Consider the following 21,969-nt stretch of genomic DNA (forward strand, 5'->3'; position numbering starts at 1 on the left):
TCAATCAGTGCCTTAGAGGCCAGCATCAAGCTGTTTAATCGTTTTAGGTGAAGTTCTGGGCAGTATTGGTGTAAAGAATGTTGTAGGATATTGGCTTCGCGCATCTTGTTGTCCAAGTGTAGTTTTTGGCGAAACCATTTGATCATGCAACAAGATGCGCTTCCACCCTAATTTGATGATTTATTTGTAAATCATCAGGGGATTCTTCAGCGCCATGCTAGATATATCACTTAGTTCGACTTCTTTTGTTTGAACAAATAAAGACGCATCAAATACCCCTTTAGGGATGCCATCGACTTTATAGCTTAATGAAAGTCGACTGTTAGGGATAAAAGTGCCGTTAACATTCAACTCTTGCTTACTTGCACACACAGAAAAAGTTCGGGTTGTGATAGGAAATTGGTGTTCATAGGAGGCTGACACAAATAAATTATCTAATGGTATCTCTTCTGGCACCGTTCCAGTAATTCTGACGTGACAACTCTCAGTGTTTGCAATAACTGAAGCACTGCTCAAAAGTGCTAGTAAAGTTATTGCAAGCGTAGTGCGTGATTGTTTAATTCCTTTCAACATTTATCTTCCTTGATATGTATAACTATCTATATTTTATGGATTTATAATGTATACCAATTATTTTGAAATGTAAAAAGTAAATTAATTTACACATTCAATCTATATAAATCACTGCATATAGTCAGATAACAGATAACTGTAGTGGCTAACTCAAATTGACCACTCACTTAGATCTTATCTAGCTCACTTTGGGGCAATAGCTTTTTAGCTAAGCTATCAGCGAAAAGGTTGGCTGATATTGGTATTGTTGTACCAGTGACCGTTGGCGACATGGTCGCTTATTCACATCCATGTGATCGCGACATTAGTATGTCCTATACAGCAGATGTCGCCGTCGGCCCTCTGGGACGCTTTTTGTTAAACGAACGGGCGTGAGTCACAGGGGAAACAATGACAATAAATGCTGCACAACTGAAGATACCATTATCTTGCTTTGGGGAACCAAATTGCAGGCATAAAAAAACCGCTGGGTAGCGGTTTTTATGCTCTGCAATCTTAACGGGTTTTAATCGAAACCGATTATAGACCCGCGTCAGCGCGCAGTGCTTCAGCTTTGTCAGTTGCTTCCCAAGGGAATTCGTTACGACCAAAGTGACCATAAGCGGCAGTCGCTTGATAAATCGGACGTGCTAAATCTAGCATGGCCGTTAAACCGTATGGACGCAGTTCGAAGTGTTGACGTACTAACTTGATCAGCAAATCTTCAGACACTTTACCCGTACCGAAGGTCTCGATGCTAATAGAAGTCGGCTCTGCCACACCAATAGCGTAAGACACTTGGATTTCACAGCGATCAGCAAGACCTGCAGCAACGATGTTTTTTGCCACATAACGGGCAGCGTATGCCGCGCTACGGTCAACTTTTGATGGATCTTTACCAGAGAATGCGCCACCACCATGACGGGCCATGCCGCCGTAGGTATCAACGATGATCTTACGACCGGTTAAGCCGCAATCGCCTACTGGTCCACCGATAACAAAACGGCCAGTTGGGTTGATAAAGAACTTAGTGTCTTTGTTTAGCCATTGAGCCGGTAATACTGGCTTGATGATGGTTTCCATCACGCCTTCAATTAAGTCGGCTTGTGAAACGTCATCTCTGTGCTGAGTCGACAATACGACGGCATCGATACCGACAATTTTGCCATCATCATAGGCAAATGTGACTTGGCTTTTCGCATCTGGGCGTAACCAAGGTAGCGTGCCGTTTTTGCGCACTTCAGACTGACGCTTCACTAATGCGTGGGCATAAGTGATAGGTGCTGGCATGAGGACGTCGGTTTCGTTGTTGGCATAGCCAAACATTAACCCTTGGTCGCCTGCACCTTGCTCAGCAGGGTCGGCACGGTCTACACCTTGATTGATATCAGGTGATTGCTTACCAATGGCGTTTAATACCGCGCACGAGTCTGCATCAAAACCCATATCTGAGTGGGTATAACCAATTTCACGCACGGTTTTACGGGTGATTTCTTCAATATCAACCCAAGCAGAAGTCGTGACTTCGCCACCGACTAATACCATGCCAGTTTTGACATAAGTTTCACACGCCACGCGTGCTTTTGGATCTTGAGCCAGAATTGCATCTAGCACAGCATCAGAAATCTGATCTGCAATCTTATCGGGATGACCTTCTGAGACCGACTCAGAAGTAAACAAGTGCTTTGCCATAGTAGGAAAATCTCGTCGTTAGCATTCAAACGTGTAGAAGCATCTACATCTAGACGGCTATTTTAGTTTAAATCCGATTGCCGATCACCCCCAGTGAGAAAAAATCCTCTCAGATTGTGACCTGAAAACGACTATGTTTAGTCTTAAAGAAGTTATTTTTATTATATTTCATGGTATTAGGAACAATCGATTTTTAATAAATTTATTTCTCCATTACAAGTGATCCTTGCGATGCCCACTCAAGTAAACGCCAGTAAAGTGACTAGCTTGTTTCTGCAGCTTATATATCTAGCTACCTGAATCCTGCATCTTCAGGTTGTTTGGGAATATATTCGGCCATCTTTTGCTGAGTGAATGATAATTTTAGTTTGCGTCACACTGGCATGTAGGGGAAAATATCCATCCAAATTGCCCGCTAGACCCCACAAACAAGCAGGAGAGAGCATGTCTTCCCGTAAAGTACTCGCAAACGCAATCCGTGCGTTAAGTATGGATGCAGTTCAAAAAGCAAATTCAGGCCATCCCGGCGCCCCAATGGGTATGGCAGATATTGCTGAAGTGCTGTGGAATGATTTCCTTAAGCACAACCCGACCAATCCTAAATGGGTAGATAGAGACCGTTTCGTCCTTTCTAACGGTCACGGTTCAATGCTGATCTACTCTTTACTTCACCTGACAGGTTATGAATTACCAATCGAAGAACTGAAACAGTTCCGTCAATTGCATTCAAAAACTCCGGGTCACCCAGAATACGGTTACACCCCAGGTGTTGAAACCACTACGGGTCCACTCGGCGCGGGCATCAGCAACGCTGTTGGCATGGCGATAGCTGAAAAAACCTTAGCGGCACAGTTTAACCGTGACGGTCACGATATCGTTGATCACTACACTTACTGTTTCCTCGGTGACGGCTGTTTGATGGAAGGTATTTCCCACGAAGCCTGTTCATTAGCCGGTACTTTAGGTCTAGGCAAACTCATTGCATTTTGGGATGACAACGGTATTTCTATCGATGGCCATGTTGAAGGCTGGTTCACCGATGATACGCCAAAGCGTTTTGAAGCTTACGGCTGGCATGTGATTGCCGGTGTTGACGGTCACGATAGCGCGGCAATCCGTGCTGCTATCGAAGCGGCGAAAGCGGTGACTGATAAACCAACCATGATTTGCTGCAAAACCATTATCGGTTTTGGTTCACCTAACAAATCAGGCAGCCACGATTGCCACGGCGCGCCATTAGGCGATGCGGAAATCGCAGCAGCCCGTGAATTCCTTGGCTGGCCACATGCGCCATTTGAAATCCCTGCTGACGTTTATGCGGGTTGGGATGCCAAAGAAGCCGGTGCTGCCCGTGAAGCAGCGTGGAACGAGAAGTTTGCGGCTTATAGCGCAGCTCACCCAGAACTGGCTGCTGAATACGAGCGCCGTGTACTGAAAGGTGAATTACCTGCTGATTTCGAAGAAAAAGCGCAGGCATTTATTCAAGCATCACAGGACAAAGCCGAAGGGATTGCGAGCCGTAAAGCCTCACAAAATGCCATCGGTGCTTTCGGTGCTATGTTACCTGAACTGTTAGGTGGCTCTGCTGACTTAGCAGGTTCTAACTTGACACTGTGGTCAGGTTCTAAAGGTATTCAAGACGATCCAGCTGGTAACTACATTTACTACGGCGTGCGTGAATTCGGCATGAGCGGCATTATGAACGGTGCTTCGCTGCATGGTGGTTTCATCAACTACGGCGCAACTTTCATGATGTTCATGGAATACGCGCGTAACGCAGTCCGTATGTCGGCGCTGATGGGCATTCAAAACATCTTCGTTTATACCCATGACTCTATCGGTCAAGGTGAAGATGGCCCAACGCATCAACCAGTTGAGCAATTAGCTAACCTGCGTATGACGCCAAATATGGCCGTATGGCGTCCATGTGATGCGGCAGAAACGGCAGTTTCTTGGAAAGCTGCGATTGAACGTCGCAATGCCCCAACGTCACTGATTTTCAGCCGTCAAAACCTGAAAGCCCAAGCACGTACCGCTGAGCAATTAGCCAATGTGGCAAAAGGCGCTTATGTACTGCAAGACTGTGCGGGTACACCAGAGCTGATCCTGATCGCAACCGGTAGCGAAGTACAATTGGCAATGGATGCCGCCGCTGCACTGACTGAGCAAGGTAAACAAGTTCGCGTAGTTTCTATGCCATCGACAACTGAGTTCGATAAGCAAGATGCCGCTTATAAAGAATCGGTATTACCACGCGCTGTGACTAAACGTGTGGCTATCGAAGCGGCACATACCGATTTCTGGTACAAGTACGTCGGTTTTGAAGGCACAGTTGTTGGCATGACCACGTTTGGTGAGTCAGCGCCAGGTAACGTGCTGCTCAATCACTTCGGTTTCACCGTTGAAAATGTGCTGAATGCTGCAAAATCATTGGGCTAATCGCTCAAGGGATTAGATTCAATACAAAAGGTTAAACTTTTTAAGTGTTAATCTGTATAATGCGGCCTGCAATCGTTTGCAGGCCGTTTTTGTATTTAGAGGAAATTGAGACCTCAATGATCCGAGTCGCTATCAATGGTTATGGCCGTATCGGCCGCTCTATTCTCCGTGCTTTATATGAGTCGGGAAAACGGCAGCAAATGCAGATTGTCGCGATTAATGAATTAGCTAAACCTGAAGCCATTATTCATCTGACCCAGTACGACACCACCCACGGTCGGTTTGCGCACAAAGTGAAATTCGTTGATGATCATATGCTGATTGGCGACGATGCGATAAAAATTCTCCACGAGCCCGATCCCACAAAACTCCCTTGGCACGAGATGGACATAGACATTGTCTATGAAGCCACTGGCGTATTGCTCGATCGTCAAAGCTGCGAAGCCCATATTCATGCTGGCGCTAAACAAGTGCTGATAAGCCATCCATCCTCAGCCGATGTCGATGGCACAATTGTCTATGGTGTAAACCACGATTTACTTCGCGCCGAACACACAGTGGTGTCCAACGCTTCTTGTACGACTAACTGTATCGTGCCTGTGATCGACGTGCTCGATCGCCATTTTGGCGTTAAGAGCGGTGCCATTACCACTATCCATTCTGCAATGAACGATCAGCAAGTGATTGATGCTTATCATGATGATTTGCGTCGTACCCGCGCCGCTGGCCAATCGATTATCCCTGTCGACACTAAACTTGCCCGCGGGATTGAGCGGATTTTGCCGCACATGAAAGATAAATTTGAGGCGATTTCGGTGCGCGTGCCCACAATCAACGTGACCGCGATCGATTTGTCTGTGACGCTTGAGAAAACCGTCGATATTGCCACTGTGAACCAGGTGCTAGAATCGGCCGCCAATGGGCGATTTAACGGCATTTTGGGTTATACTGATGAGCCCTTAGTTTCATGTGATTTCAACCATGATCCGCGCTCCAGTATTGTTGACGGTACCCAGACCCGTGTCAGCGCCGGTCAGCTGGTGAAGCTGCTGTTGTGGTGCGATAACGAGTGGGGTTTTGCCAACCGTATGTTAGATACGAGTTTGGCTATGATCGCGGCCAAGCGAGGCTGATAAAAAGTAGATTATTCACCGGTGGGTCATTCAGTTATATGCCAATTCGACGGGATGTCGAGCGCCTAGCGGCAGTAAACTGATACCGGCCATGTGTGAAACCAGTTTGTTTTTTGATTATAAAAGGAAGTGTTACTATGGCAATTATCAATATGTCAGATTTGGATCTACAAGGTAAGCGTGTGCTTATCCGTGAAGATCTCAATGTGCCTGTCAGCAACGGCGTCGTCACCAGTGATGCACGTCTGCGCGCCTCTCTCCCAACTATCGAGTTGGCCCTTGCTAAAGGTGCGGCTGTGATGGTGATGTCGCACTTAGGTCGTCCGACCGAAGGTGAATACAATCCCGAATATTCTATGCAACCTGTGGTCGACTACTTGGCTAAAGCCTTGTCGTGTCCTGTGCGTTTAGCGACCGACTATTTAGACGGCGTCGACGTTGCTGTGGGTGAAGTCGTGGTATTCGAAAACGTGCGTTTCAATGTGGGCGAAGGTAAGAACAACGAAGCGCTGTCACAAAAAATGGCGGCATTGTGTGATGTCTATGTGATGGACGCTTTTGGTACAGCACATCGCGCCCAAGCATCGACCCACGGCGTGGGCATGTTTGCCCCCATCGCCTGTGCTGGCCCATTACTGGCGCAAGAATTAGATGCTTTAGGCAAGGCATTAGATAATCCTGCGCGTCCTATGGTGGCGATTGTCGGTGGCTCTAAAGTGTCGACTAAGCTGACCGTGCTAGAAAGCCTTTCAGGTATCGTTGATCAGTTAGTGGTTGGCGGCGGTATTGCCAATACTTTCATCGCGGCGGCGGGCTACAATGTCGGTAAATCGCTGTATGAAGCGGATTTGATCGACGAAGCTAAGCGTTTAGTCGCTAATGCTAAGAGCCGCGGCGCCGATATTCCTGTGCCGACTGATGTAGTCGTGGCAGGCGAGTTTAGCCCAACGGCTGCGGCAACCTTAAAATCGGTTAGCGACGTCGCTGATAGCGAAATGATTTTTGATATTGGCCCTGATAGCGCTGAAGCACTGGCTAAAATCATCGAATCTGCTGGCACTATAGTATGGAACGGCCCTGTGGGCGTGTTCGAATTCGACCAGTTTGGTGAAGGTACTAAGCGTATTGCTCAGGCGATTGCCGATTCAAAAGCTTTCTCTATCGCAGGCGGTGGTGACACTTTGGCTGCGGTTGATAAGTACGGTATTGCCGATAAAGTGTCTTACATTTCGACTGGCGGCGGTGCTTTCCTCGAGTTCCTCGAAGGTAAAGAATTACCGGCTGTGGCTATGTTAGAAAAGCGCGGCGCTTAATTATTAAGTTTTAAAATACGCGGCGCATAAGACGCCGCGAAAGCGCTGATAAGATCAACGCTTTGATAATAAAGAATTATAAAAAAACCGCCCGTGTTTATCTTAGATATTGATTAAATATATCGAGTTAAATACGGGTATAAAAATCCATCCAAACGATAGCGACCTCGGTGACCAAGCGTTGCAGAATGTGACAGTCACCCTATTATCGGAGTTACAAAATGGCGTTAATTTCCCTACGACAACTACTCGACCACGCGGCAGAACATGGATACGGTGTGCCTGCGTTCAACGTTAACAACTTAGAGCAGATGCGTGCCATCATGCAGGCCGCTGAAGCAACAGACAGCCCTGTTATTGTGCAAGCTTCTGCTGGCGCGCGTAAGTATGCTCGCCCACAGTTCTTAAAATATTTGATGGCTGCAGCCCTTGAGCAGTATCCAGATATTCCTGTGTGTATTCACCAAGACCACGGTACCGATCCTGATATTTGTCAGCGTTCTATCCAATTAGGCATGTCATCAGTGATGATGGATGGCTCTTTGATGGCTGACGGCAAAACACCAGCATCTTATGACTACAACGTCGATGTTACCCGCCGTACAGTGGCATTTGCCCATGCGTGTGGTGTGTCAGTTGAAGGCGAAATCGGTTGTTTAGGCAGTTTAGAAACTGGTCAAGCAGGCGAAGAAGACGGTGTTGGCGCGGCAGGTATTTTAAGCCACGATCAAATGCTGACTACCCCTGATGAAGCGGCGCGTTTTGTTGCCGATACCCATGTCGATGCCTTAGCCATCGCCATCGGTACTAGCCACGGTGCTTATAAGTTCAGCCGTAAACCTACTGGTGATGTACTGCGTATTGACCGCATCAAAGAAATCCATGCGCGTATTCCTAACACACACTTAGTGATGCACGGTTCATCTTCTGTGCCACAAGAATGGTTACAGATCATCAACCAATACGGTGGTCAGATCCCAGAAACCTACGGTGTGCCATTAGAGGAAATCGTAGAGGGTATCAAGCACGGTGTGCGTAAGGTGAATATCGATACTGACTTACGTTTAGCATCAACAGGTGCGGTACGTAAGTTCTTAGCAGAACACCCAAGTGAATTTGACCCACGTAAATTCTTGAAAGCGTCAATGGAAGCTATGGCAGACATCTGTACTGTTCGCTACGAAGCCTTCGGTTGTGCGGGTCAAGCCTCTAAGATTAAGCCTTTGTCTTTACAAGCAATGTACAAAGCGTACCAGTCTGGTGCCTTAGATCCTAAGATCAACATGTAAGCGTTATCGCTAAGACAAAAACCCGCTGATGCGGGTTTTTTTATGAACGAAATAGCGGTCGTTTTCATTTTTTAAGCGTAAATGTTAATATTGCGCGGATTTTCAGGGGAAAAACTAACCCATATTAATATGTGCTTATTCAGCTTCGCTTGGACGAACAGATATTTATAGGGATTGGATTTAACGGAACAGGAACGATTAAACATGAAAAAAGTACTGACCGCAGCACTATTAATGACTGCACCTTTTATGGCAACGGCTGGAGCCGATTTTGTAAAAGGCGACAGAACGTTCGCTGGTGAAGCAGAGTTAGGTGCCACCTTAACTACAGGTAACACTGAAACTTCCTCATTTAAGGGACGTTTAAATCTTAAGCATGAGCTAGGCGATTGGGAAAATCAGTACTTACTAGAAGGTTTATACAAAGAAGATACCGGTTCTGTCACCGCGAAACGTTATTTAGCGGGTGCACAGGGTAACTACAAGATGACAGATAGTAGCTACCTGTTTGCGAATGCCAGTTATGAAGTCGACCCGTTTACTGGTTATGACTATACCCTATCTGGCGCAGCGGGTTATGGTCATAGACTGTATGATACCAGCAAGACCTTTTTAGATGTCGAAGTGGGTCCAGGTTATATCTATCAACGTCTGGATACTGAGCAAGCGCTTATCGAAGGTTATGATACCAACGACAGCGTTGTTGCCCACGGCGTGATTAACTTTGAAACTGAAATCACTGAAACTTCTAAATTCCAACAGCGTTTCGTTGCCGATTACGGTGACAAGTTAGATGCCCGTTCTGAAACTTCATTAACGGCAAATATTATTGGCGCATTGGCGATGAAGTTTGCCATTATTGTGCGTTACAACAGCGAGCCGCTGGATGATAAGAAAAGCACTGATACCGAAACCAATATGACCTTGTTATATGCTTTCTAATGCTGTGACACTGATTTAAAACACAAAGCACCTTCGAGGTGCTTTTTTATTGGCTATTTTTAGACTAAGTTGAGTATACGTTAAGCTTTTCTTTATTAGTAACATCTGTAGTTATACAAAAATTAATCTTTTAAATGCCTTTGGTTAAAGGGTAATGCATAGAAAGTTGCGTTTTATCAACATTTACTATGCCGAAGCTATGGTAATTTTCGACTAATTTCCTACGTAGAGATGAACTTTAATGAAATTACAGCGGTTGTTTAAAGACAGTGGAATGGCGTTGTGGAGTCTATTCTGCGTTGCAATATTGAGCGGATTCTCACCTGCAGCATGGGCTATGACGGAGGGGGCAGAACGGCTTAATTTAACCGCCGCGAGTGTGGGTTATGTCGCTGTCTGTGTGTTTGTGCTGGCTTATGTACTTGTGATGGCTGAGGAGACATTACATTTACGCAAGTCGAAACCTGTGCTCGTTGCGGCAGGGATCATCTGGGGCATGATAGGTTTTGTCTATATGCAAAACGGCATGTCCGAAGTGTCGGAAGCGGCATTCAAGCAAAACTTGCTCGAATACGCCGAGCTATTGCTCTTCTTGCTGGTGGCGATGACCTATATCAATGCCATGGAAGAACGTAATCTGTTTGATGCTATTCGCGGCTGGCTGGTGGGCCGTGGTTTTAGCCTGCGAACCGTGTTTTGGTTAACAGGCTTTATGGCGTTTTTCATCTCACCTGTAGCCGATAATTTAACCACGGCTTTGTTGATGTGCGCCGTGGTGATGAAGGTCGGGGCAGGGCAACGTAAGTTTATTACCCTTGCCTGCATCAACATTGTCGTTGCGGCCAACGCGGGTGGCGCGTTTAGCCCCTTTGGTGACATTACGACATTAATGGTATGGCAAAAGGGCTTAGTGCACTTTTGCGATTTTTTCCATCTGTTTATTCCTGCTTTAGTAAACTTTGCCTTACCCGCTGCCATTATGAGTGTGTTCATCCCACATTTCGTGCCTGAGCCTGAAAAAGAGCATGTTTATACTAAGCCCGGTGCTAAGCGAATTGTTGCATTGTTTTTACTCACAATCGCTACGGCAGTGTGTGCCCATTCTTTCTTAGGTATGCCGCCCGTATTGGGGATGATGACGGGATTAGGCTTCCTACAATTCTTTGGTTTTTATCTGCGTAAAACCTTTAATCGTTCCGTTGCCCGCGAACGTGAAAAGGCGGAGTTAAGACAAGACCAATTACGCCTGCAGCAACTTGGCAGTGTAGTGCCATTTGATGTGTTTAGCCGCATTTCTCGCGCCGAGTGGGATACTCTACTGTTCTTTTATGGCGTGGTGTTATGCGTCGGTGGCCTAGGTTTTATGGGGTATTTGAGTTTAGTGTCTGAGGCTATGTATTCGCATTGGGATGTCACTTATGCCAACATCGCCGTGGGTATACTCTCGTCTGTGATTGATAATATTCCGGTGATGTTTGCGGTATTGACCATGAATCCCGATATGGCTTTGGGGCAGTGGTTATTGGTTACCCTGACAGCGGGTGTGGGCGGTAGTTTGCTTTCGATTGGGAGTGCGGCAGGGGTTGCCTTGATGGGACAGGCTCGTGGCATTTATACCTTTGGGGCGCATCTACGGTGGACGCCTGTGATAGCTTTAGGTTATGTGGCGAGTATTTTAGTGCACATGTGGTTAAATGCCGCGATGTTCTAACACTGCATTAGCTTGATTATCGTTTACCGAGACAGGCTTGCGGCTTGTCTCACGAAAATTAACTATTTGCTGGCTTGGGTTAGCAAGATCACATTAATTATTTGTGGTCTTGCATAGACTTAACTCTGTGTTTTTATGGAGTTGAGTTAATGTGTATGCAATTGGGAGGCTGCAGGTTTGATCGAGAACGAGGCATACTGATTGAGTTGTCTCGCGATGAATCTTGGCATCTTTCTCGAGCCGAGCTACAAGTGCTCACGTTGTTGCTCGCACACCAAGGACAGTTAGTTTCAAAGCACATGCTGAAAACGGGGGATGGACAAGGTCCGCCGTTAACTGATGCCTCTTTATCCCGCGCCATATCCAGGCTCCGCTCTTTTCTTGGCCCTTCGCACGAGGGCTTGATCGAAACCGTTAAAGGCCAAGGCTATTTATTGCGACCATCAAACGGCAGCGAATATCGAGGCATCAATTACCTCAGGCTGCACACTGTGCCTTTGTGGAGTGCCTTAGTGTTATTTGGGGTGATGTTGGCGTTTTCGGTGTTTTATCTGAAACACACAGACCACAGTAAACCGACTCAAGCCTTGATGACGTCAATATTGTCGTTAGCCTCGGGTCAGCAAGTGCGCTTGAACTTATATGCCGACTCCAGTGCGAGTAACACTTTACTGTTTGAAATGGGCGAGCGCTTAAGCACGGGACTTATTGCCTGCGGTAAAAGCGATTGGGCAGATGTTTATGCGTCTTTATCCCATGATAAACAGGTGCTTAATATGACCTTTCGCGGTGAAAAACTCGGCCAGTCAGTGCTGCGCAATATTAGTATCAGCGATTTATCTCGTCCCAAAACATTCATCGACTCTGCCTGGCTGCATGAGGTGAATATCTGTGGCTAAGTGGCTCAAGTGGACCATTAGTATTGTTATTTTGTCGGCCTTGATTGCGGCTTGCGGAGTGATTTACAAACAATTGGCAACGAGCCGGACCATGATGTTAAGTTGCAGCTCAGAATTATTTGATCGGCACACGAGTGCCAATCCATATGTTAGCGCCAGTGCTGGCAGTAACAGCAGAGACAATAAATTTTACCAGCTTGTGGACGTATGGATTGCCGCCAACAAAGCGCAAATCCACTACCGTTATTTTAATCTTGATGGCACCAGTGCGGGCCATATTTCAATGCGTGGCAAAGTCGACAGTATTGAGGCCAATAGCATGACCTATAGAGTGGCGGTGGAGACGAAAACTGAATCGCAAACGCAAAAACAACAAAATTGGCCCGAACAGATGAAATATCTCTATAGCATCAGCAGCTTAAATTTTGCCGATGCAGGGGTGAACCATTTCAGTATCGAAGTATTAGAGATGGATGATACAAAAGATTATGCCTTGGTGTTATTGCAACCCAGCAATACGATTTGTGGATGCCGTATCGTAAATAGCCGAATTTAATCAGTGAATTTGAGTTTATTTCAGTTAAGATTAGTGCTCATTGATTTATGTCTACTGCGATGAGTTTCTGTGAGAGCTCATGAAAAGGGTGTTGTGTCTAAGATACGTGTAAAGCAAGAAGAATCCCTGTCGATTAAGTTCAGCCACCAGATGGAAAAGGGCGATAATCGTCAGCTCGATCTCTATTTCTTTTTACCAAAGGAAATGGGCATAGGCTCGCACACGCTCAATGAAGAAGAGTACTACTACAGTTCGATTGTCGGCCGTCGCTCTTACTATTCAGAAGGTTTACATTTACCTTTGGTACAGGGCCGCTTTGCCAGTTTAAATCGTCGCACCATTGAAGAATTCAGATTGTACTTGAATTTGTTCGCCTATCAGTTTGCCGTTGCAGTTGAAAACGACGTTAAAGAACTCAATCAAATCACAGATGTAACCCATTTCTATTTTGCCCTCGACGAATTACGCGAACAAGTTGGCCAGTTGCTAAAAAAGTTTCGCCGTAACGAACCTGGCGATCCTAAATGGAAATCCTACTTCGAAAATGCCGACAACTACCTGTCTTGGTTCTGCGAGCAGCAGTTACTAAAAGTGCTCGCCCATGCTACACGAACCAGTGATTTCAACGATATCCAAGAACGGGTGCTAACACTGTGTCGCAATGAGTGCGCCTATCGGGATGAGCATAACTACAACTCGGCGCAGACTAAGCAAGATCCTAACCGCATCTCAAACAAGATGTTGTTGTTACGACGTTTAATCCAACAAGGTGTGGTACTCAAAGAAGAGTTAAAGCCCTTAGGGATTGGCCTTAAAAAGTTCACGACGGGACTGGCGACGGCGTTAGTTATGCTGGTGGTGTCGGCGTTGATTATTCAAGCGCAGGGCGCCTTCAGCGGCTTTACCATTGCCTTAGTGCTGACCTTGGCGGTGATTTACGGCTTCAGGGAAATCTTTAAGGATGACGTGCGTAATGCCATGTGGCGTTTTATTCAGCGGGGCAGGCCACGCTGGAGCCGGATTTTGCGCGATACCACTAGTCAGGCAGTTATCGCGAAGCAGTTAGTATGGCTTGAGTTTATGCGCCAGCAAGATCTGCCCGATAAAGTCAGCGAAATTTTAAAGCACAGGCATAGCCAAAATAAGGTCGATGCGGAAATCCTGCACTATAAAATTGCCACTAAGGTGAATCAGAGTGAGTTCCAAGCGGGATACTCCACCATTCAAGAGCAAGTGAACTTTAGCTTAGTGCCCTTTGCCCGCTACTTAGAGCGGGGTAAGGCGAAGATTTATAAGGAAGTTGAAGGTAAAATCAGCCATGAATCGGTTGAGCGACGCTATCAAGTTAACTTGATTTTAGTGCTACGCGATGGCCGCGAAGCCCCGCAGTATATTCGCTACAAAATCACCATGAACCGCTCGACGATTATTGAGATTACCCAGAGCCAATTGCCCGATTCGGTCAACATGCCCGAATCTACGATTGATGACGAGTAAAGGCTTGACCGATATTTTGATCGTTATTCTGTTTCGCCCGTTTTAGGGCGACTTCGGCATTATTCAGATACTGCTCAAGTGTCTGGCCTTCTTGATAACCCGCAATACCGATACTGATCCCTTCGCCTAAACCATTGCCATTGAGCTTTTCCATCATATTGAGGGCAAAGTTGTGCGCATGGGTCGCATCTGTGTCAGGTAACATCACAATCAGTTTCCCGAGTTGCCAATGCAAAATCTGATAATTAGCAGGGATTTCAAGCAGTAATTGAACTTCGACTTCCTGCTGGCGGTTTGCCAGTTGATCGATATCACTCATGTGGCTCAGCAAACCTTCAGGGTTGATATCCATTAACAGTAGGCTTGAACTCAGGCGGCTTGGCGGCGGCAGCGAGTTAAAGTAACGCTCTAAATCAACTAAGCTCAGCAGAATCGTGCTGCGATGGGGCACAAGGCTGCGTTTCTCTGTGCCTCGGCCGCGTTCGGCGGCTTGCTCTAAGGTACAGACGATATAATCAATCTCACCATCGGCGGCCACATGGCCCTTCAAGGTCGCCTGTAAACAATTGGAGTGCGCCTGTTTAGGTGAGCACAGAATTTGCCCTTGCCACTGACCTTGCATGGCGATTTGAGCGCTAATTCTTTGCCATTGATTACCTAAATCGTTGGCGAGCAGCGAGGCTAAATCTTGATTTAAATCGCCATTGAGTTGCATCAGCGCATCAAATACTGGGTTGATTTTAATCAGTTTGCCATTGGCATCTGTTAGCGCTGTTGCGACTGTGCTATCGCATAAAAGCTCACTGAGAAATGCTTGTTCTTTACTGCTAACTAATTCACTGATGTCTTCAAGGGTGATCAATAGATGCGGTGACCCTCGGCTCGCCCTTGGCGCTTGGCGGATATGTACCCGCAGCGTTGGGCCATTGATACTTTCTAGGCTGATTTCACCAGACCATTGACCCGTTTTATGCACTTGCTCCATCAGCTCGGCATAGGTCCTGTCATCGAGGCATAAGGTGCGTTGTAGGCTGCGGTCCGTGAGTTCATCGAGTGGTACTAAGGTCGCTTCTGCCGCCTTGGTGTTGGCGCTGATCACTCTGGCGTTTTCGTTGACCATCATAAAACCGATGTCACTGTTAAATAAGCCATTGGCGACATCGATACTGTATTGGCGTGAACGCTGCTGTAAGCGATACATGTGGCTGAGCAGCACAACCCAAGCGGCGAGTACGGTTAAGATTAGCGATGCCACTATGACAATATTTTGCCACTGGGAAAAACGTGCGGCTATGTCGGAGTTACGCACATAGGAGAGTAAAAAGTATTCTCTGCGGGTTTCTGGTTGGGCAGTAAGCTCGATCTTAAGGTAAACAAAGGTGGCTTCTTCACCGTGGAATTGACCAAAATTACTCATGGACATATCACGCCACAGAGCAGGATAACTTTGTCTTAAACTTGCCCCTAAGGTTTCCGGCATATTACTTAACGGGGCGAGATCGCTCGCGCCAGCATAGAGTAATCCCTGCGTGTCGAGCACTAACATAGGCGATTTGTTACTCGAAAAAGCCGGCTTTATGGCTTCGAGCATTTGCACCATAGAGTTGTATGTCACTAGATAACCCATAGAACTCTGATCGGGCTTTTCGAGCCACGCCATTTGATACATATAGGGTTCTAGCATGCCTGCAATCGGAACAAACTCCAGTGGAGAGGTGTAAACCTCTTTACCACCCATATTACGACTCGCGCCAAGCAAGGTTGGCGGTAAGGCATCTTTACTGAAATTAGAAGGGGTAGAGAACTTATAATTGCCTTGGGGATCGTACAGCGCAATGCCGAGCAGTTCAGGAATATGCTTCACCAGATCTAGCCAGGCTTCCTGTAATTTGAGTTGCTGCTTGGCGGTAGGATTGCTCAAGTACTGCTTTAGCAGCTCACCATTGGCAAAAATTTGGGTGCGAAATTGCTGGAAAGACACTTTATCTGTGATCAGTGTGCCTATGGTCTGCAGTTCACTGTATCTCTGTGTCGCCCATTCTTCCTGTAGGCGTCGTTCACCTAAAGTAATGATTAAGTTGGTTAAAATGATCATGCCAATCACCAGCATAGAGAGCTGGCTTGCAACGGCTAATAAGCGTTGATGCGACCAATGGATCCCTTGAGTCAAAGAGAGCAGCGGCGCTAGGGGATACGTGCTTGGGTTATTCTTCAGCATGAACCGATAATGAGTGGGTGATCTGTTAATTTCGCTATGTTAACACGAAAGAATTGTTACGACAGTGCCAAGTTACTCAGCAAGATTTCTTGAGTAAAAGTTAAGACGATTCACACATGTACCACTCACGTCATCGACAGTGATATCTGCTTAGGTATTTCAGTCGATTATGGCTTTTTAGAATGCCTTTTAGCCTAAAGCGCCAAGTACCCTATGTTTAAATTCACAGCCGTAGGACTCCACTTGTTCACGGCAGATATCGATATCGACCCCCGTTAATCCTTCGATGGCGGAGACTTGCACCGTTTCAATATAGTGTGGCGCTAAGGCAATAAAGGCATGTACGGCGGCGTAGGAGCCCGCGAGCTTAGGGCGACAATGTGCTATGTAGGCGGCTTCGTTATCTGCATTGAGTGAAATCGATAAGCTATCTACACACTCGGCAAGTTCCGGCAGAATATTGCGCCTATGGACCAGATTGCCTAAACCATCGGTATTAATCCGTACTCGTCCGCCCCTGTTTTTGATCTCTTTTGCCACCGTCAGCAGGGTGGGAAGATTTAAGGTTGGCTCGCCATAACCGCAAAACACGTATTCTTCAAAGTCTTTAACCTCACCAAGCAGGGGGATAATTTCCTCGGGCTTAGGTTGGTGGCACAGGGCAAGCTGGTATTCGTGGATTTGTTTACTGCCATTATGTTTCGGACAGAAAGCACAGCGCAGGGTGCAGCGACCAGTGATATTGAGGTATCGGCTGCGGCGAATATCATAAACTAGCGTTTCGGTCGCACAGGTTTCATTCGTGCAAACTTCATCTGTGATATGACCGTTCGCTAGGGTTTCAGTGGTGACAACTTGCAGATTATCAAGGTGTTGCTTATGCAGATGCTCAGACATAATGATGGCTTCATTCTAACGATAACTGACGACTTGAGCACAGTGTAGCGAAAGCCCGATGGCATAACTGTCAGCTAGATCGCAACTTGAAAGCTCAAACCCACTCACGGCATAGTGACTTTGATGCTGATGTGGAATTGAATGAACACAGGCAATAAAAAAGAGAGCCTAAGCTCTCTTTTTAAGGGTAAGACATTGATTAACGGCCTATTGCTAACTGCCTGTCGTTATCAGCCTATAGATAGTCTTTCTTATAGTCAGTCGTGACAGCTTGCTCAAAATCCGGATGCTTAACGTCTTCATCATTGGTTTTTTTAGGCTGCCACCACCAGTTGAAGAAGCGGCTGCTAGAGCGGCTAACATCGTCGAGTATAATGTACAGCAGCGGCACTAAGATCAGCGTCACTACAGTCGAGAACAGGATACCGAAGGCGAGGGACGTCGCCATAGGGATCACAATTTGCGCCTGCAAACTGCGCTCGAGAATAATAGGCACTAAGCCGACAAAGGTAGTGAGTGACGTTAAGATAATCGCCCTAAAGCGATAACAGCCCGAATCCACTGCCGCCTGTCTAACCGATTGACCTTGCTCCCGCGCACGGTTAACAAAGTCGACCAAAATCAAAGAGTCGTTCACCACCACACCCGCGAGTGCCACTATGCCGCAGAGACTTAACACGCTCATCGCGAGTCCCTGAATCAAGTGACCGAACAGGGCGCCGATAATCCCGAAGGGGATCACTGACATGATGATCAACGGCTGACTGTAGGATTTTAGCGGGATTGCCATCAGTGCATAAATGGTAAACAGCGCAAAGAAGAAACCTTGCATCAAACCGACCATAGCATTCTGTTCATCCAAACTGCCGCCATCTAACGCGGTTTGGATTTTAGGATACTTGGCCTGTAATTGTGGCAGGTAATCTTTTTGGATTTCCTGTACCACTTTTGAAGGTTCTACTATGTTTTTGTTGGCATTTGCCGTGATAGTGATCGCCCGCTTACCGTCAACACGGGTAATTGAGGCATAGGATTCGCCTTTCTCAATTTGTGCCACGGTCGAGAAGGGAACCGAGGTGCCCGTTGGCGTGCGGATCAGCATGTTTTCCAGATAACCCACAGTGCGGCGCTGCTCTAATGGATAGCGCACCATTACCTTGATTTCTTCTTTATTACGTAAAATACGTTGGGCTTCATAACCATAGAAACCGTAACGCACTTGGCGGGCTAAATCGGAAAGGGTCAGGCCAAGGGCTTCCGCCTCTGGACGTATCTTCAGGCGAATTTCATGGCTACCCGAGGAAAAGTTGTCGGCAATATCGTACACGCCTTCGTAGCTGGCGAGTTTTTGCTTCAACTCTTTAGAGGCAGCGGACAGTTCATCGAGATCGCTTGAGGTCAACCTGAAGGAAATATCGCCACCGGCATCGTTAGTGCTCGCGTTAAAGCTGAGTTTTTTAACCGATAAAAGCTCGGGCAATTGTTCACGCCATGCGGCAGCAATCGTCACGCCATCGACTTCGCGGTCTTCGCCTTTCGTCAGTTCGGCAAAAATAAAGGCAGAGGTGCGGGAGCTCATATTAATAAAGCTGTGCTTCACCACTTGATAGCCGTTATCTTTCTCCATTTTGTCATTCATCTTGTACAGGGCTTCTTCTATGCTCTGCACCACTTTCAAAGTGTTCTCTTCCGAGCTGCCTTCGTCCATCTCAAGCTGAACTTGAATAAAGTCTGAGGGAATATCAGGGAAGAATACCCAACGCACTTTGCCACTGGCGACTAAGGCAATGGAGAGGATCAACACACCGATAAAGGCCGCGACCACGTTGTATCTTTGCTTGATACAGCGCTCGAGGAAGTTGCGATAACTGTGGTGAATAAAGTGCTGTACTCTGTCGTTAAAGTTGGCTTTGAGGCGACCAAAGAATCCCCTTGGCGCACCGGGCTTTTTAAACTTCATGTGTGCTAAATGCGCTGGCAGGATGAACTTAGATTCGACCAGCGAGAAGGCCAAACAGAGGATGACTACCATGCCGATGGATTTCCAGATAATCCCCATAGGGCCAGAAACCATTAACATGGGTATAAAGGCCGCAATCGTGGTTAATACCCCGAAGGTCGCGGGCATTGCCACCTTTTGCGCGCCGCGGATCACGTTTTCTACCGAGTGACCGTGGCGTTCGACTTCTGTGTAGGCGCTTTCGCCGATGACAATCGCATCGTCCACCACTATCCCGAGCACTAAGATAAAGGCGAACAGGGTCAACATGTTGATCGTCATCGAGAAAGGTTCGAGCGGCATGATCAGCATAGTGCCGAGGAAGCACACCGGCAGACCCATCATGACCCAAAACGCCAACTTAAGATCGAGGAACATAGCTAGGATGATAAACACCAACAAGGCACCGTAAAACATGTTCGACATCATCATGTTTAAGCGGCCCTTGAGGTAGTGAGTCATATCACCCCAAGTATCGAGTTGCGCGTTGGCAGGAAGTGTCGCGCGGCGATCCTCGACGTATTGTTTTACTTGAGCGGCAATGTCTAAGGCATTTTGATCATCAACACTGGTGACTTCGATAATCGCGGCCGGTTTACCGTTAAAGCGGGTATATTCTAACCTTTCTTCAAAGTCATCTTTGATGGTTGCCACTTGCGGTAACATCACCCGGCTACCGTCGGGGCGAGTGGTGACGACGATATTCGCAAAGTCATCACCCGTGTAGGCTTGGCCTTTGGTGCGCAGCAGGATGTCGCCATCTTGGGCGCGAATCGAACCGCCGGGTAAGTCAAAGGAAGAGTTTTGCACCGCTAACGCGACCTGTGTAAATGTTAGGCCGTATTCGCGTAGTTTATCTTCTGATACTTCGATGGCGATTTCATAATCGCGCACCCCAGTGACTTTTGCACGGGTCACGGCTGGCAGTTGGGTTAAATCGTCACGCACCGACTTAGCCAACTCCTTCATATCGTGCAGTGTCATATCGCCATAGACAGACACCCAAATGACGTTATTTTCAGGTTTAATCTGATAGATATTGGGTTTTTCGATGTTTACAGGGAAGGTCGAAATCGCGTCTAACCTTAACTTGGCTTCATCGAGCACGGTTTGCACTTCGTAACCGTCTTCGACTTCAACCGTAATCGAGCCTACCCCTTCGCTCGCCACTGACGTGACCTTTTTGATACCGTTGATATCTTGGATGGCTTCTTCAATCTTGATGTTGATGCCTTCTTCGATTTCCTGCGGCGCCGCGCCCGGATAGGCGACGGAAATATTCAGTAAATTGAGTTCAAAAGAAGGAAAAACCTCTTTATTGATCAAGACAGTGCTGAACAAACCGCCGACCAGTAATGCCCACATTAACAGGTTCGCGGCCACACTGTTGCGGGCGAACCAGGCTAAGATCCCTTTTTGAGTGTCCATTATTTCACTCCAGTGGCCGCAAGACTCGACTCAGGCGTGTCTTCTTTTGGCGTCTTAGTCGGCAATGCCGCTTCACCTAAGACCTTTACCAGTTGACCGTTTGCCATGCTGTTGAAGTGAGTGGTGGCGACGCGTTCGCCCGTTTTTAGACTGTCCTTGATATACACATTGTCGAGATCGCTACGAACGATATTCACATGGCGCATTTCAACAATATTTTTGTCGTTCACTAAGGCGACGTGATCGTTACGAACCACATGGCGGGGCAGTTTAACTATGCCATCGACGGTGCGACCTTTGATGACTGCATTGACGAAGCTGCCATACTTAAGCGGTAAGCTGCCGGCAACTTTATTGGCGCGCAGGTAAGGGTCTTTGATTTCAGCGACTAAATACACCATGCGATTTTCAGCATCGATCACGCCTTCGCTACGGATAATATTGCCATCCCAAGTATTTTCTTTACCCGCCAAAGAGGCGCTCAACGTCACTTGGGTATCGGGATTATCGACCGACTCTAGATAGGCTAGATCGTCATTGGAAATCGGTAAGCGGATTTCAGCAACACTAGTGTCGTAGAGTTCTCCTAGATTTGTACCTAAGCTAACATACTGACCTAAATCGACATTACGCGCTTTGATTATGCCATCGAACGGCGCGCGGATAACCGTGCGCTCAAGGTTACGTTGGGCACGCGCCAGTGCTGCTTGCGCATATTTAACGTTGGCTTGCTCTTTTTTAAGCTGTGGAATACGCAGACCTAACTCTGGGGGTAAGCCTTTGTCGTAGCCTTTGAATTCGATTTTAGCGACTTCACCGCGGGCAATTTCTTCGTTCAGTGCAGCGGTGGCTTGGGCCAGTGTCGCTTCGGCTTGCATTAAATCAGCCTCGTAATCTGAGGGCTCGATCTGCGCGAGTTGTTCGCCTTTCTTGACTATGCCGCCCGCAACAAAATTAGGGGAAATGGTCAGCATTCTGCCTTGAACTTCGGTCACCAGTTGGGTTTTATATTTTGGATTAACCACACCGTAGGAAGGTAAGTTTAGCGATACCGTTTGCTGAGTCACTTGCGTCACATCAACGATAGGAATGGGCATCTCTTCAGGTTTTTGTTCTGGCGCTTCCTTGGTTTGCATTAATATTTTTGCGCCTAAGCCAAATAGCAGCAAAATTAATAAAGGAGATGTTCTCCTCAGTAGAGTCTTCATCATATTATTGTTACATCCATGCTAATCGCGTAATGGGGTTAAAGTAGCAGAGTCGGCCGCGCCAATAAATTTATTTTTGTAAATTAAATGTGTCTAAAAGTGATGTTTTGACACATGTGCTCACTAGGTACCGATGCTTTGGCGAAAATTAGAGCAGGTAAATGATGAAAGGTTCACTTAGGTGATTGGAATATAT

General features: G+C 46.9%; 15 protein-coding genes. 9 read left to right on the forward strand and 6 right to left on the reverse strand.

The genetic code is table 11. The annotated features are described in order from the left end of the window. Window positions 1-180 precede the first annotated feature (180 nt). Both K5Q99_RS17845 and metK read right to left on the reverse strand, forming a co-directional pair. Window positions 181-573 (reverse strand): hypothetical protein, encoded by a 393-nt coding sequence (locus K5Q99_RS17845; protein WP_220777633.1) that lies wholly within the window; start codon window positions 571-573, stop codon window positions 181-183. Between the two features lie 519 nt (window positions 574-1,092). Then, entirely contained in the window at window positions 1,093-2,244 is a 1,152-nt protein-coding gene (gene metK, locus K5Q99_RS17850) for a methionine adenosyltransferase (protein WP_006080333.1), read from the reverse strand. A 444-nt stretch (window positions 2,245-2,688) separates the two neighbouring features. On the opposite strand from metK, the gene tkt reads away from it, so the two are divergent. The 9 genes from tkt to K5Q99_RS17895 all read left to right on the forward strand — a co-directional run bounded on the left by tkt (window position 2,689) and on the right by K5Q99_RS17895 (window position 14,023). Further along, a complete protein-coding gene (gene tkt, locus K5Q99_RS17855; RefSeq protein WP_220777634.1) occupies window positions 2,689-4,683 on the forward strand; it encodes a transketolase in 1,995 nt (664 codons plus the stop codon). A 116-nt stretch (window positions 4,684-4,799) separates the two neighbouring features. Next, a complete protein-coding gene (epd, locus tag K5Q99_RS17860) occupies window positions 4,800-5,816 on the forward strand; it encodes an erythrose-4-phosphate dehydrogenase (protein ID WP_220777635.1) in 1,017 nt (338 codons plus the stop codon). Between the two features lie 137 nt (window positions 5,817-5,953). Continuing rightward, complete coding sequence (locus K5Q99_RS17865) at window positions 5,954-7,129, forward strand: phosphoglycerate kinase (protein WP_220777636.1); 1,176 nt, start codon at window positions 5,954-5,956, stop codon at window positions 7,127-7,129. A gap of 221 nt (window positions 7,130-7,350) precedes the next feature. After that, on the forward strand, window positions 7,351-8,418 hold the full coding sequence (gene fba, locus K5Q99_RS17870) for a class II fructose-bisphosphate aldolase (RefSeq protein ID WP_106651515.1): 1,068 nt from the start codon (window positions 7,351-7,353) through the stop codon (window positions 8,416-8,418). Window positions 8,419-8,622: 204 nt separating this feature from the next. Continuing rightward, entirely contained in the window at window positions 8,623-9,360 is a 738-nt protein-coding gene (locus K5Q99_RS17875; protein ID WP_106651514.1) for a DUF481 domain-containing protein, read from the forward strand. Between the two features lie 241 nt (window positions 9,361-9,601). Beyond that, window positions 9,602-11,071: a sodium:proton antiporter NhaD gene (gene nhaD / locus K5Q99_RS17880; protein WP_220777637.1), complete on the forward strand. Its 1,470-nt coding sequence runs from the start codon at window positions 9,602-9,604 to the stop codon at window positions 11,069-11,071. Window positions 11,072-11,220: 149 nt separating this feature from the next. Beyond that, the gene (locus K5Q99_RS17885) at window positions 11,221-11,970 is read left to right on the forward strand and encodes a winged helix-turn-helix domain-containing protein (protein WP_106651512.1); all 750 of its coding nucleotides are present in this window, start codon (window positions 11,221-11,223) and stop codon (window positions 11,968-11,970) included. Beyond that, window positions 11,963-12,526, forward strand: coding sequence for a hypothetical protein (locus tag K5Q99_RS17890; protein ID WP_220777638.1), 564 nt, complete (start codon window positions 11,963-11,965; stop codon window positions 12,524-12,526). The genes K5Q99_RS17885 and K5Q99_RS17890 overlap by 8 nt, the downstream gene beginning before the upstream one ends. A 93-nt stretch (window positions 12,527-12,619) precedes the next feature. Further along, window positions 12,620-14,023: a hypothetical protein gene (locus K5Q99_RS17895; RefSeq protein WP_220777639.1), complete on the forward strand. Its 1,404-nt coding sequence runs from the start codon at window positions 12,620-12,622 to the stop codon at window positions 14,021-14,023. Here the strand turns inward: K5Q99_RS17895 and K5Q99_RS17900 are convergent. The 4 genes from K5Q99_RS17900 to K5Q99_RS17915 form a co-directional block, all read right to left on the reverse strand. Then, window positions 14,004-16,241, reverse strand: coding sequence for a PAS domain-containing protein (locus K5Q99_RS17900; RefSeq protein ID WP_220777640.1), 2,238 nt, complete (start codon window positions 16,239-16,241; stop codon window positions 14,004-14,006). The genes K5Q99_RS17895 and K5Q99_RS17900 overlap by 20 nt on opposite strands. 189 nt (window positions 16,242-16,430) lie before the next feature. Continuing rightward, complete coding sequence (locus tag K5Q99_RS17905; RefSeq protein WP_220777641.1) at window positions 16,431-17,138, reverse strand: TatD family nuclease-associated radical SAM protein; 708 nt, start codon at window positions 17,136-17,138, stop codon at window positions 16,431-16,433. A gap of 235 nt (window positions 17,139-17,373) precedes the next feature. Continuing rightward, window positions 17,374-20,565 carry an efflux RND transporter permease subunit gene (locus tag K5Q99_RS17910; RefSeq protein ID WP_220777642.1) on the reverse strand — a complete coding sequence of 1,064 codons (3,192 nt, stop codon included), beginning with the start codon at window positions 20,563-20,565 and terminating at the stop codon, window positions 17,374-17,376. Next, window positions 20,565-21,776 carry an efflux RND transporter periplasmic adaptor subunit gene (locus K5Q99_RS17915; protein ID WP_012090097.1) on the reverse strand — a complete coding sequence of 404 codons (1,212 nt, stop codon included), beginning with the start codon at window positions 21,774-21,776 and terminating at the stop codon, window positions 20,565-20,567. The genes K5Q99_RS17910 and K5Q99_RS17915 overlap by 1 nt, the downstream gene beginning before the upstream one ends. Window positions 21,777-21,969 lie beyond the last annotated feature (193 nt).

The sequence above is a fragment of the Shewanella hafniensis genome, assembly GCF_019655335.1.
Lineage (GTDB): Bacteria > Pseudomonadota > Gammaproteobacteria > Enterobacterales > Shewanellaceae > Shewanella > Shewanella hafniensis.

What these genes read in the sequence shown, in the direction of transcription:
- K5Q99_RS17845 (WP_220777633.1), bottom strand. Translation starts at nt 573, where the DNA reads ATGTTGAAAGGAATTAAACAATCACGCACTACGCTTGCAATAACTTTA.
- metK (WP_006080333.1), bottom strand. Translation starts at nt 2,244, where the DNA reads ATGGCAAAGCACTTGTTTACTTCTGAGTCGGTCTCAGAAGGTCATCCC.
- tkt (WP_220777634.1), top strand. Translation starts at nt 2,689, where the DNA reads ATGTCTTCCCGTAAAGTACTCGCAAACGCAATCCGTGCGTTAAGTATG.
- epd (WP_220777635.1), top strand. Translation starts at nt 4,800, where the DNA reads ATGATCCGAGTCGCTATCAATGGTTATGGCCGTATCGGCCGCTCTATT.
- K5Q99_RS17865 (WP_220777636.1), top strand. Translation starts at nt 5,954, where the DNA reads ATGGCAATTATCAATATGTCAGATTTGGATCTACAAGGTAAGCGTGTG.
- fba (WP_106651515.1), top strand. Translation starts at nt 7,351, where the DNA reads ATGGCGTTAATTTCCCTACGACAACTACTCGACCACGCGGCAGAACAT.
- K5Q99_RS17875 (WP_106651514.1), top strand. Translation starts at nt 8,623, where the DNA reads ATGAAAAAAGTACTGACCGCAGCACTATTAATGACTGCACCTTTTATG.
- nhaD (WP_220777637.1), top strand. Translation starts at nt 9,602, where the DNA reads ATGAAATTACAGCGGTTGTTTAAAGACAGTGGAATGGCGTTGTGGAGT.
- K5Q99_RS17885 (WP_106651512.1), top strand. Translation starts at nt 11,221, where the DNA reads ATGTGTATGCAATTGGGAGGCTGCAGGTTTGATCGAGAACGAGGCATA.
- K5Q99_RS17900 (WP_220777640.1), bottom strand. Translation starts at nt 16,241, where the DNA reads ATGCTGAAGAATAACCCAAGCACGTATCCCCTAGCGCCGCTGCTCTCT.
- K5Q99_RS17905 (WP_220777641.1), bottom strand. Translation starts at nt 17,138, where the DNA reads ATGTCTGAGCATCTGCATAAGCAACACCTTGATAATCTGCAAGTTGTC.
- K5Q99_RS17910 (WP_220777642.1), bottom strand. Translation starts at nt 20,565, where the DNA reads ATGGACACTCAAAAAGGGATCTTAGCCTGGTTCGCCCGCAACAGTGTG.
- K5Q99_RS17915 (WP_012090097.1), bottom strand. Translation starts at nt 21,776, where the DNA reads ATGATGAAGACTCTACTGAGGAGAACATCTCCTTTATTAATTTTGCTG.